An 11960-nucleotide genomic window follows, 5' to 3' on the forward strand; every position below is an offset into this window, starting at 1 on the left:
GAGCCGTGGGCGGTGCGGCGGGAGGCCAGGGTTCTCGAACGTATCAACGCCGCCCTGGCCCGGCTGAGCAACGGTGACCGAGGTGTTCGGACTGCCGTGACTACTGTCGGCCATGATCCCTCTCAACTTTCTTTAGGTACTTCACAATTCATCGATAAAACCGTCAACCCTGAGGGTCGGGAAACTAAGAGGATCTTGAGGTCAGCCAAACAGTGAAGGCAATCACCACTCCGAGGCCTGCAACCCAGATGAACAGACCTTCGGACACCGGTCCCAGCGCGCCGAGTTCGGCTCCGCCGGGTGAGCCCTGCTCGTTGATCGTGTCGAGGAAGGCGATGATGTCCTGCTTGTCCTCGGGGGTGATGTTCGCATCACTGAACACCGGCATGTTCTGCGGGCCGGTGACCATGGCTTCGTAGATGTGCTTGCCGCTCGTACCGTCGATCGACGGGGCGTACTTTCCGCGGGTCAGGGCACCCCCGGCAGCAGCGGCGTTATGGCACATGGCGCAATTGACGCGGAACAGCTCGCCACCGTTGGATGTATCCGCATCCGACGTGTCGAGGATCTCCTCCCCGGGAATGGCCGGGCCTGCTCCGAGGGAAGCAACGTAGGCAGCCATCTGTTGGATCTGTTCATCGGTGAACTGAACCGGCTTCACCGGCGCCTGTGGTCCGTCCATCTGCATGGGCATGCGGCCGGTTCCGACCTGGAAATCCACGGAGGCTGCGCCGACGCCGATCAGGGAAGGGGCGGCGTCTGATCCCGAGGCTCCCAGGCCGTGGCAGGAGGCGCAGTTCGCGACGAAGAGCTTGTTGCCCTCCTCCACGTCATCGGCCGAGAACGTCGTCTGGGCCTTGGCTTCGTTGGCGGTGCTGGCGAAAGCGTAGACGCCGCCGGTGACAAGCAGGGCCAGCAACAGCAGCGCCAATGCTGCCAGTGGGTGACGCCGGCTCTGTGATAATGCCTTCACGCGATGGTTCCTGTCTGCCGTGTTGCCATAGCTTCTGAACTTCTTCCTTGAATTCTACCGCTAGTAGAAAAGTCTACAGGAGGATTACTTGAGGAAGTAGATGATGATGAAGAGACCGATCCAGACCACGTCGACGAAGTGCCAGTAGTAGGACGTGACGATAGCCGAGGTGGCTTCGAAGTGGCCGAATCGCTTCGCGGCGTAGGCCCTGCCGATGATGAAGAGGAAAGCGATCAGGCCGCCGAGCACGTGGAGGCCGTGGAATCCGGTGGTGATGTAGAACGCTGAGCCGTAGGCGTTGGAGGAGAGCGCAACACCTTCGGATACCAGCATCGCGTACTCGAACGCCTGGACGGCGACGAAGACCCCGCCAAGGAGGAAGGTGAGGAAGAACCACTCGACCATGCCCCAGCGGAGCGGTGAGAACAGTCCTCCGGTGCGGCGGGCCTGGAGTCGCTCGGCTGCGAAAACGCCGAACTGGCAGCTGAAGGAGCTGGACACCAGGATGATGGTGTTGATCAGCGCGAACGGAACATTGAGCTTTTCCGATTCGAGCGCCCACAGCTCGCCCGAGGTGGAGCGCAGGGTGAAGTACATGGCAAAGAGGCCCGCGAAGAACATCAGTTCGCTCGACAGCCACACAACGGTTCCGACGGAAACCATGTTGGGGCGGTTGAGCGCGGGATGAGCGGCGGCGCTGGGAGCTTGAGTCGCAGATGTCACAGGATCATTATGTCTCTATGTTCGGCTGGATCACCAATGCAAAAAGGGGTGCGTCGGGTCCCCGATAGTTCGACGGAACGGGTGTGCCCTTTGTTTACGCGGAAGTGCTGGCTGAATGACTTTCTACAATTCGTAGATAACCTAGGGGTGTGAACGCTATCCCGAGCCTGCAAGCACCCCGGCCAGCCTGGCCTCTGCTCTTTCGCGCCCTGATCGCACGCGAGGACCTGACGACCGCGCAGACCCGGTGGGCCATGGACCAGATCATGTCGGGTGAGGCAACGCACTCCCAGATCGCAGGCTTCCTCCTGGCACTCCGCGCGAAGGGCGAATCGGTGGATGAGCTTCTCGGCCTCGTCGAAGCCATGCTCGAACGGGCCAACCGCATTGCCGTCTCGGGGAAGACACTCGACATCGTGGGCACCGGTGGAGACGGATTGGACACGCTGAATATCTCGACCATGGCCTCGCTCGTCGCGGTGGGGGCCGGCGCGAAAGTGGTCAAACACGGTAACCGCGGGGCGTCGTCGTCGTCGGGTGCTGCTGACGTCATCGAAGCGCTCGGAGTGCGGCTTGATCTTGTGCCGGCGGAGGTGGCGGCAACCGCAGAGCAGGCCGGTATTACCTTCTGCTTCGCCCAGGTGTTCCACCCGTCGATGAGGCACGTGGCGGTACCCCGCAGGGAGCTGGGTGTTCCGACGGCGTTCAATTTCCTCGGACCACTTAGTAATCCGGCGGGGGTTTCCGCGCAGGCGGTGGGTTGCGCGGATGCCAGGATGGCGCCGCTCATGGCCGGGGTGCTGGCTGCGCGTGGAATCCGGGCGCTGGTGTTCCGGGGGAGCGACGGCCGCGACAAGCTGACCACGAGCGGTTCCTCGGCGGTCTGGGAGGTGCGGGACGGTAAAGTGCACGAACACCTTGTGCACCCTTCCGATTTCGGCGTGCCGGTCGTGGCGGTCGATGCGCTCCGCGGCACCGACGCGATGGGCAATGCGGGCGTGGTCCGGCGATTGCTGGCGGGTGATGCGGGGCCGGTCCGCGATGCCGTCCTCCTCAATGCCGCTGCAGGACTTGTTGCCCTCGATGAGAACTCCGACGGCGCGTTGGTAAACCGCATCTCGGATGCGATGGAGCAGGCGCGGGTCTCGATCGACTCCGGAGCTGCGGCGCAGGTGCTCGACCGCTGGGTAGCGGTGAGCAGGTCGATGTAGCAGGCAGTCGACACAGCAGTTCAGCCAACAGGCTGCTCACTGCCGCGCCTGGCGCCGCCAGCTCAACCCCAGCCGAACGCTAGCTGTCGAAGCCGAGGGAGAAGGCGGCGTCGATGTCGTGCCGTGAGTAGGAGCGGAAGGCGATCTGCGTGGTTGTTGACTCAACGCCTTCTACCTTGGACAGCCGGTCGGCGATGACGTCGGCCAGGTCCTCATGGCGGGTCACCCGTGCCACCGCGATCAGATCCCATTCGCCGGTCACGGAATACACCTCGCTGATGCCGTCGATCTCGGAGATCTCCTGGGCGCATTCCGGGATCCGCGAGGCATCGGTCTGGATGAGGACGAAGGCGGTGATCATCAGTGCCCTTTCGTGGGGATGGGGTTCTCCAACACCGTACCTCCCGCACGGCGCCCCTGCGCACCTCGTCGGGCGCGCAGCCCGCCGGATCGGCGGATGAGCAGCACTGCACACCGGGGGAGTGCCAGCAGCACTCCAAGGGCGGCGAAAGTCACCAGCTGGAAGCTCAGCGCCATGCCGCCACCGGACACGGCGCGCAACACAAGGCCCAGCACCACGGTGAGCAGCCAGATCCCGACGCCCGTAGGCCAGACACGGGTGGGGGTCCGCCAGGCACGCAACGCGATCCACGCCGTCATGCACGCGATGAGGAATGGCGCTGCGGTGGCGAGGATGCCGAATGTACCCAAGCCGTGCTCGTGCGTGTGTCGTCCCGATGCTGCGAAAACAGCGATCACCGCCAGGTCCGCAGCGAACCAGCCAAGCCACAGGAAGGGGAACCGGGTGCGCGGACGTTTCTGCATCCCTCCAGCCTAGGTCTTGCTGGCGCGGTGCCGGGGGACTAGCGTTCGCGCTGGAACACCCACCGATAACTCCCATGCCGACGACGGCACAGCGTGGAAAGGAACGGCCATGAGTGTGATCACCCCATGCCTCTGGTTCGAGAGCGAGGCGGAAGGAGCGGCGACCCTCTACACGGAGGTGGTGCGGAACTCACGAATTCTCGCAGTGGCGAGGTCTGGCCCAGGTGATGACGCCCCCGCAATGAGCGTGTCCTTCGAACTCGACGGGCAGCCTTTCCTTGCTCTGAACGGCGCCACGGCCGCGGCCTTCAGCGACGCCGTGTCCTTCCAGATCGGGTGCGCCGACCAGGACGAGGTCGACCACTACTGGGAATCGCTGACCGCCCGCGGCGGCGTGGGAGGACGGTGCGGCTGGCTCAAGGACCGGTACGGCGTGAGTTGGCAGGTCGTGCCGACAGTCCTGACGTCGCTGATCGGCGGTGAGGACACCGCTGGAGCCCAGCGTGCCCTGTCCGCGATGCTGGGCATGGGCAAGCTCGACATCCGTGTGCTGGAGCAGGCTTACTCGGGTAGATGAGGAGTCTTCTGCCGGCGGCCCGAGTACCAAGTAGGAGCCCCGAATTCGAGTGGTGGGTACTCGTGTGCTGGGTGAGCGTCCTGCATACAGTCATGGAAGTGGCTCCGGCGTCAACAGAAACGCCGGCCCACCTTACTGCCCCCACCCGGCGCCCGGCTCCGACTGTCTGAAGCAGGTCGCTCGTGTGGAGCAGTTCCCTATTCGAGAGCCGGCGGCGTTGTGCCTCCTGAGACCAGGCACCCCCAGCCGCCGCCGGCTCTCCTCTCCCTCCTGAGGCCAGGCACCCCCCAGCCGCCGCCGGCTCTCCTCTCCCTCCCGGGCGGGCAACACCGGAGCCTGACATCGCGCGATCCCGGCCGACGTTTTCTGCCCCGGACGTAAATCCCTGTTCCCGGGTGCCATCGCCGGGCGCGTAGATCGCGTCAGATGGAAGGCTGACCCCTTGGGATAGGCATTTCCTATACGCGTAAGAGGATATTTGTCTGGGACACGAGGTTCCGGCGACGCTAGTCTTCACAGCATGGTCGTGCCTGCCGCAGTCCACGCGTTCGTACTGCGGCGACCCGGCGCCAGCTGCCGGCCGCACCGACCAACACTGCACAAGCCGATCAGCGCTAACGCTTGCCAATGGAGGTAAAGATGAAGAGCCGTCGTATATTCACTTCTGTCGTCGGAATGGTCGCCCTAGCTCTGACAGCAACAGGATGTGGTGCTGGTGGTGGCGCTGCCGCTGATTTCCCGCAGAAGCGCATCGACTACGTTCTTCCGTTCGACGCGGGAGGGGAATCAGACATTACGGCACGGCTGCAGCAGGAGAAGTTGGGCGAGATTCTCGGGCAGACCGTCAACGTCTCCTACAAGCCCGGAGGTGGCGGCGCGCTGGGATGGTCCGAATTGACCCGTACTGCTCCCGACGGCTACACCGTCATGGGAAGCAACCTTCCACACATCATCCTGCAGCCCATGCTGCGCGGGGACGCTGGTTACACCACCGAAGACCTCAAGCAGGTATACATCTTCCAGAGCACCCCGAACGTCCTGCTGGTGCCGGCTGACAGCGATATCCAGACCCTTGATGACTTCATTGCTGAGGCCGAGGAGAATCCCGGAGCCATTTCCGTGGGCGGTAGCGGTGACTTCACCGCCAACCACATCGGAACCCTGATGTTGTCGGACATGGCCGGCATCGAGCTTACCTACACACCGTTTTCCGGCACAGGTACTGCGGTGCCCGCCCTTCTTGGAGGGCACGTGGACGCCCTCATGTCCTACACCCCGCAGATCTCGCAACTCGGGGATCAGGTGAGGGCGATCGCCGTGGCAACCGAGGAGCGCATGTCGAGCTTCCCTGATGTGCCGACATTCGCCGAGCAGGGCTACGAACTCGCCGACGGTGCATACCGTGGGGTTTCAGTACCCGAGGAAACGCCCGACGAGATTGTCCAGACCCTCGCTGACGCCTTCCAGGAAGTGAACGAGGATCCTGAGCTCATCAAGGCCTTCGAGGAACAGGGCTTCGTGCTGGAGAACTACGGACCCGCCGAGGCAGCAGCACTGACCGAAGAGCGGACCGCCGTCTACGAGGACCTGCTGACCAGGCTCGGAATGGTCCCCTGACATGTTCGAAGCACTAGGGCAGGGCCTGCTGGCCAACCTCGCCCCCTCCATGCTGCTCCTGGTGCTGATCGGTACCTTCGCCGGCATGGCCCTTGGGGCAATGCCGGGACTCAGCGCCACAATGGGTGTGGCGCTACTTGTCCCCTTCACCTTCGCCATGGATCCGACGCCGGGACTGGTCCTGCTGGGGGCCTTCTACATGGGGGCAATCTATGGGGGGTCATTCACCGCGATCCTTGTCAATGCTCCCGGCACGCCGTCCTCCATCGCCACTGCCCTGGACGGGTATCCCCTGACCCGCCAGGGCCGCAGCGAATACGCAATCGTCGGTGCAACCATGGGCTCGTTCGTGGGTGGAATCATCGGTGTTGTCGCTCTGATCTTCCTTGCTCCTCCCCTCGCCTCGTTTTCGTTGCGGTTCGGGCCCCAAGAGTACTTCTGGGTTGCGATGTTCGGGCTTACCATCATCGCGAGCCTCGCTTCAGGATCACTCCTGAAAGGGCTGATCGGTGGCCTGATCGGTCTGCTCATCGCGACGATCGGCATCGCACCGGTCGGAGGTGACGTTCGGTTCACCTTTGGTGATCCGATGCTTCAGGGCGGGGTTCCGCTGGTGCCGGCCCTCATCGGGCTCTTTACTGTTCCGGAAGTCATTCGACTCATAGCTTTGCGAACCCGCGACGCGCAGATGGTCGACGATAGCCAGAAGAAGGCCAGCCTGTTCGGCATGGTGAAGGACATCCTCGGCCGGCCCGTGAATCTCCTGAGGTCGTCACTGATTGGCACCGCCGTTGGAATCCTTCCAGGAGCCGGTGGGAGTGTCGCGAACCTCGTCGCGTACAACGAGGCAAAACGGGCCTCAAAGCATCCTGAGACATTCGGCAAGGGTGAAATCGACGGTGTCATCGCGTCGGAGTCGGCAAACAACGGAACGGTCGGCGGCGGGTTCATTCCCACCCTCACCCTGGGCGTCCCGGGAACCCCGCCCGATGCGATCATCCTCGGGGTGCTGCTGCTGCACGGCTTGCGTCCGGGCGCTGAGCTCTTCGAGACATCGGGATCACTGGTTTACACGTTCATCCTTGCACTGGCAGTGTCGGCCGTCATGATGGTTCCCGTGGGACTCATCGCAGGACGAGGGCTCCAGCGCGGAGTCATGGCCCTGCCCGTCCGCTATCTCGCCCCCTCGATCACAGTCCTCTCCATAATCGGCGCCTATGCCATCAGGAGCTCGGTTTTCGACGTGTTCATCATGCTCGCACTCGGGATCGTGGCGTACCTGCTGCAGCGCGTTGGCATTGGAGGAGCGGCGATTGTCCTCGGTCTGGTTCTCGGATCGATTGCCGAGACCGGCCTCGTGCAGGGCATCCTCACGTCGTCGGGTGCCGACATGCCGTGGTCAACGTTCTTCACGCGGCCGATCAGCCTCATCCTCATCGCCATGTGCCTGATCTCAGCGGTCTGGCCGATGGTGCAGAAGAGACGAGCCCGAAGAAACCTCACAGAGGCAGCACCGGCTGTCGCTGCCGATCGAGCAGAGAACGATTGATATGGGAAATATAATCGGCGGCTTTGTCGTCCTGATATTTTGCTTCATCTTTTGGATTCAGCGGGATTACACCAGCGATTACGGGGGATTATTCCCGGACGTGGTGATGGTGGTGCTTGCCGCGCTCAGTGTGATGCTGATTGCCCGCGGCGTGCTGTGGCGGCACGAGAGCGGATGGGACACTACCGGTCGTCTGAATTATCGGGATCTCGGCCGCGCCCTCATTCTCCTGATTGCCTGGGTCATCTCGTTGCCTGTGCTCGGGTACCTTGTCGGCGGCATCCTGTTTTTCACCCTGGTCGCCGTGATGATGCGCACTGAACGGCCTACCCTGAAAAATCTTGCCCTGGACCTGGGCGTTGCCGTCGCAGTGGTTGGCGTGTTCTATCTTGGATTCACCCAGGTTCTGTACGTCACCCTGCCCGAAGTTTCCCTATAACCCCGGAGGTAACCCATGACGACACCGAATTACCACATCGCCGTCATTCCCGGTGACGGAATCGGCATCGAAGTAATGCCGCCGGCCCAGAAGCTACTTGGGCTCGCGGGCCAACGGTACGGCTTCTCCTTTGAATGGGAGGAATTCGATTGGGGCTGCGAGTACTACTCTCGTACGGGTCGAATGATGTCCGAAAACGGCATCGAGCAGCTTGCGGAGTGCGATCAGATCTTCCTCGGTGCCGTCGGGTTCCCTGGAGTTCCCGACCACGTATCGCTGTGGGGCCTGCTCATTCCCATCCGGCGCGCCTTCCAGCAGTACATCAACCTGCGGCCGGTGAAGCTCCTCGCCGGTATCGAAAGTCCGCTGAGGAAGATCCCGGCAGGAGGCATCGACTTCCTGGTGGTGCGCGAGAACAACGAGGGGGAGTACTCCGAAAGCGGAGGGCGCCTGTATCGCGGGACTCCGCAGGAACTTGCCATCCAGGAGTCGGTGTTTACTAGGTTCGGCGTCGAGCGCGCAATGCGCTACGCCATCAATCTCGCCCACCATCGCAAGGGAATCCTGGCCTCAGCAACCAAATCGAACGGCATCATCCACACCATGCCGTTCTGGGATGAGATTTTGAGAGAGCTCGGAGTGGAACACCCCGACCTAAAGATCTCCGAGTATCACATCGATGCCCTCGCGGCGCTGTTCGTGCTGGACCCGGCCCGCTTCGATGTCGTCGTTGCATCAAACCTCTTCGGCGATATCCTCACTGACCTCGGCGCCGCCATCATCGGCAGTATCGGCATAGCTCCGTCGGCCAATCTGAACCCCGAGGGGAAGTTCCCATCCATGTTTGAACCCGTCCACGGTTCGGCGCCCGACATCGCGGGTCAGGGCAAGGCGAACCCGATGGGCCAGGTATGGGCCGCCTCCATGATGCTTGACCATCTGGGGCAGGAGGAAGCAGGGAAGGCGCTGCTTGACACCATGGAGCACGTTCTCGAGAAGACCAGTGTGCGGACGGCCGACATTGGTGGTTCCTCGACCACTGACGAAGTATCCGACGCGCTTGTTGCTGCGTTTGATCAAGTGTCGAATGCAGGTGCAACCGCGTGAGAATTGTTGAAATCCGCGAGGAAACCCTACCGATCAGCTCATCCATCCGGAATGCTTTCATTGACTTCAGCAAGATGACGTTGAGCCTGGTCGCAGTAATCACCGATGTCCAGCGCGACGGACGCCCAGTGGTCGGCTACGGGTTCAACTCCAACGGCAGGTACGGGCAAGGCTCGATGATGCGGGAGCGCTTCATTCCCCGGGTGATGGCCGCTGATGACGCGGACCTGCTCGATGACACGGGGGAGAACCTCGCCCCCAGCCGCGTCTGGGATGTGATGATGGCGAATGAGAAGCCGGGCGGACATGGGGAACGGTCGGTCGCCGTTGGAGCGATGGACATGGCCGTGTGGGACGCGGTAGCGAAGATCGAGAACAAGCCCCTCTTCCGATTGTTGGCCGAGCGCTACGGTAACGGGCAGGCGGACAGCAAAGTCTTCGTCTATGCGGCTGGGGGTTACTACCAGCCGGGACGCGGGATCCAGGGACTCCGCGATGAGATGCATAGTTACCTGGACCGAGGCTATACAACCGTCAAGGCGAAAATCGGCGGCGCCTCCCTGGTGGAGGACATGCAGCGGATCGAAGCGGTGCTGGGGATGCTGCGACCGGGACAACGACTGGCAGTCGACGCCAACGGGCGCTTTGATACACGGACAGCCGTGGAGTACGCGAAGGCGCTCTCGGCATATGACCTGTTCTGGTACGAGGAACCGGTGGATCCCCTCGACTTCGAGGCCCAAGCAGAGGTCGCCGCCGAATACGCCAATCCCCTCGCAACGGGCGAGAACCTCTTTTCAATGCAGGACGCCCGCAACCTGATTCGCTACGGTGGCCTCCGACCCAATAAGGACTGGTTGCAGTTCGACTGTGCCCTGAGCTACGGGTTGGTGGAATACCTGCGGACGCTGTCGATGCTCGATGAACACGGCTGGTCCCGGACACGCTGCATCCCCCACGGGGGACACCAGATGTCCCTGAACATCGCCGCGGGGTTGGGTCTGGGTGGAAACGAGTCCTACCCCGATCTGTTCCAGCCGTTTGGCGGATTCCCCGACGGAGTAGAGGTCGACAACGGCTATATCACCATGCCCAACCTCCCGGGGATCGGTTTCGAGGGGAAAAGCGACCTCTACCGGGTGATGCGCTCCCTGAGCGACTGATAGCCCGGCACGAGTCGACAGGAAATCCGATGGGACCACCTGAGCAGCACCGTCCCTTGGTCGCCGTCACGCGTTCGTCGTTGCCCGGCTCGGGGATAGACCGCCTTCGGGAGCACGCGGATGTGATTTTCTGGGACGACGATGAACTCGTCCCGGCGTCGGGGGCTGCACTCAGGGCGTTCGCCGCGAACGCGGATGCCCTGCTTGCGGTCTACGCCTCGGTGGATCGCACGTTCCTTGAAGCCTCACCGAACCTGAAAATCGTTGCCCTGCCGCACGCAGGGTTCGACAGCGTGGACGTCGAGGCCGCCCGGGAGCACGGTGTTATCGTAACGAACACCCCGGACGTCCTTTTCGACACCACCGCAGACACCGCCTTCGCGCTCATCCTTCTGGCCCGTCGGCTACTGATCGCAGCGAACGGTGATCTGCGCTCGGGAAACTGGAGGCGCACCCGGTTCGACGAGCACCTCGGACTTGACGTGTCAGGGGCAACCCTCGGACTGGCCGGGTTCGGCCAGGTCGCCCAGGCCGTGGCTCGCCGTGCCACCGGATTCGGCATGACCGTGCTTCACAGCCTCTCCCGAAGCGGTACCACCGCGCTGTCGACAGCCGTCCCCTGGCACGAGCTGCTGGAGCGCTCCGACATCGTGTCGCTGCACGTGCCGCTTGCACCGGAGACCCGGCACCTCATCAGTACGGCGGAACTCAGCAGGATGAGAAACACCGCAACGCTGATCAACACAGCCCGTGGGGCCGTAGTGGATACTGCGGCGCTGCTCACGGCACTCGATAACGGGGAGATTCATTCGGCGGGCCTCGACGTGTTCGAAACGGAACCTCTCCGCGATCCGTCGGCGCCCGTCCTGCTCCACCCGCGCATCGCAGCCCTTCCCCACGTCGGATCAGCGACGCACGCCACCCGCGAGCGCATGGCGGACCTTGCTGTGGACAACATACTGGCCGTACTCAGCGGGAAGGCGGCGTTGACCCCTACACCGGAAACCCGATGATTCCGGACTGAGTCCTCCTCTCCGGGGCACTGATGCCCGCACCGGATCGGCCGGTGCGAGCATCAGGTGCCCGAGGCGCTTCGCTCCACACGTGCCGGCAACCTGATCGGAATGCCGACGGGCCAAGGCTGCTAGACGGCGGCCAGGCTCCGGACGAGGGCCTCGACGACGGCGTCGGTTACTGCCTCGGTGCTGGTGTTGCCTCCCACATCCTGGGTCAGATGGCCTGCGGTGGTTGTCTGTTCGATTGCCGCCTCGATGAGGCGGGCTTCCTCGTGCAGACCGAAATGGTCCAGCATCAGGGCTGCGCTGGCGATTGCGCCGATCGGATTGCTGATGCCTTTGCCCGCGATGTCGGGTGCGGTGCCGTGCACCGGTTCGAACATGCTTGGGAAACGCCGCTCGGGATTGAGATTGGCGCTAGCGGCCAGGCCGAGGCTGCCGGCCAGTGCTGAACCCAGGTCCGAAAGGATATCGGCGTTGAGATTGGATGCGACGACGACGGACAGGTCTTCGGGGCGCAGGACGAACTTGGCGCTCATCGCGTCGACCAGGACGCTCTCGGTCTGCACGTCCGGGTAGTCCGCGGATACCCGATGGAAAGTCTCATCCCATAGGACCATGCCGTACTGCTGCGCGTTCGATTTGGTGACACTCGACACTTTCTTCACGGTACGGGTGCGTGCCAGGTCGAAGGCGAAGCGCATGATGCGCTCGCAGCCCTTCTCCGTGAAGAGTGCGGTCTGCAGGGCAACCTCGTTGC

At 62.9% G+C, this 11960-nt stretch carries 13 protein-coding genes; 8 read left to right on the forward strand and 5 right to left on the reverse strand.

Annotated features, from left to right (window positions below):
* Positions 1-184: 184 nt before the first annotated feature.
* Both Y704_RS0105065 and Y704_RS0105070 read right to left on the reverse strand, forming a co-directional pair.
* Positions 185-973 (reverse strand): cytochrome bc1 complex diheme cytochrome c subunit, encoded by a 789-nt coding sequence (locus Y704_RS0105065; protein WP_026549307.1) that lies wholly within the window; start codon positions 971-973, stop codon positions 185-187.
* Positions 974-1057: 84 nt separating this feature from the next.
* Positions 1058-1696: an aa3-type cytochrome oxidase subunit III gene (locus Y704_RS0105070; RefSeq protein WP_081747414.1), complete on the reverse strand. Its 639-nt coding sequence runs from the start codon at positions 1694-1696 to the stop codon at positions 1058-1060.
* Between the two features lie 149 nt (positions 1697-1845).
* Here Y704_RS0105070 and trpD point away from each other — a divergent pair, with 149 nt between their 5' ends.
* A complete protein-coding gene (gene trpD / locus Y704_RS0105075) occupies positions 1846-2907 on the forward strand; it encodes an anthranilate phosphoribosyltransferase (protein ID WP_173401124.1) in 1062 nt (353 codons plus the stop codon).
* Between the two features lie 79 nt (positions 2908-2986).
* On the opposite strand, the gene Y704_RS0105080 is transcribed toward trpD, so the two are convergent.
* Together Y704_RS0105080 and Y704_RS19120 are read right to left on the reverse strand one after the other, a co-directional pair.
* Entirely contained in the window at positions 2987-3268 is a 282-nt protein-coding gene (locus Y704_RS0105080) for an Lrp/AsnC family transcriptional regulator (RefSeq protein ID WP_026549310.1), read from the reverse strand.
* A complete protein-coding gene (locus Y704_RS19120; RefSeq protein ID WP_051476710.1) occupies positions 3268-3732 on the reverse strand; it encodes a DUF3054 domain-containing protein in 465 nt (154 codons plus the stop codon). Before Y704_RS19120 ends, Y704_RS0105080 begins: the two co-directional genes overlap by 1 nt.
* 109 nt (positions 3733-3841) lie before the next feature.
* On the opposite strand from Y704_RS19120, the gene Y704_RS0105090 reads away from it, so the two are divergent.
* From Y704_RS0105090 to Y704_RS0105120, 7 genes are all read left to right on the forward strand, one after another.
* Positions 3842-4309, forward strand: coding sequence for a VOC family protein (locus Y704_RS0105090; protein WP_026549311.1), 468 nt, complete (start codon positions 3842-3844; stop codon positions 4307-4309).
* A 675-nt stretch (positions 4310-4984) separates the two neighbouring features.
* On the forward strand, positions 4985-5926 hold the full coding sequence (locus Y704_RS0105095) for a tripartite tricarboxylate transporter substrate binding protein (protein ID WP_162149368.1): 942 nt from the start codon (positions 4985-4987) through the stop codon (positions 5924-5926).
* A gap of 1 nt (position 5927) precedes the next feature.
* Complete coding sequence (locus Y704_RS0105100) at positions 5928-7475, forward strand: tripartite tricarboxylate transporter permease (RefSeq protein ID WP_026549313.1); 1548 nt, start codon at positions 5928-5930, stop codon at positions 7473-7475.
* Between the two features lies 1 nt (position 7476).
* Positions 7477-7914, forward strand: coding sequence for a tripartite tricarboxylate transporter TctB family protein (locus Y704_RS0105105; protein ID WP_026549314.1), 438 nt, complete (start codon positions 7477-7479; stop codon positions 7912-7914).
* Between the two features lie 15 nt (positions 7915-7929).
* Positions 7930-9021, forward strand: a complete 1092-nt coding sequence (locus Y704_RS0105110; RefSeq protein WP_026549315.1) for a tartrate dehydrogenase — start codon at positions 7930-7932, stop codon at positions 9019-9021.
* On the forward strand, positions 9018-10184 hold the full coding sequence (locus tag Y704_RS0105115; protein WP_026549316.1) for a mandelate racemase/muconate lactonizing enzyme family protein: 1167 nt from the start codon (positions 9018-9020) through the stop codon (positions 10182-10184). The genes Y704_RS0105110 and Y704_RS0105115 overlap by 4 nt, the downstream gene beginning before the upstream one ends.
* A gap of 29 nt (positions 10185-10213) precedes the next feature.
* Entirely contained in the window at positions 10214-11197 is a 984-nt protein-coding gene (locus tag Y704_RS0105120; protein ID WP_051476712.1) for an NAD(P)-dependent oxidoreductase, read from the forward strand.
* A 131-nt stretch (positions 11198-11328) separates the two neighbouring features.
* On the opposite strand, the gene Y704_RS0105125 is transcribed toward Y704_RS0105120, so the two are convergent.
* On the reverse strand, positions 11329-11960 hold a 632-nt coding region (locus Y704_RS0105125), incomplete at its 5' end, for an isocitrate/isopropylmalate family dehydrogenase (protein WP_026549318.1).

The sequence above is a fragment of the Arthrobacter sp. Br18 genome (assembly GCF_000520555.1).
GTDB lineage: Bacteria > Actinomycetota > Actinomycetes > Actinomycetales > Micrococcaceae > Arthrobacter_D.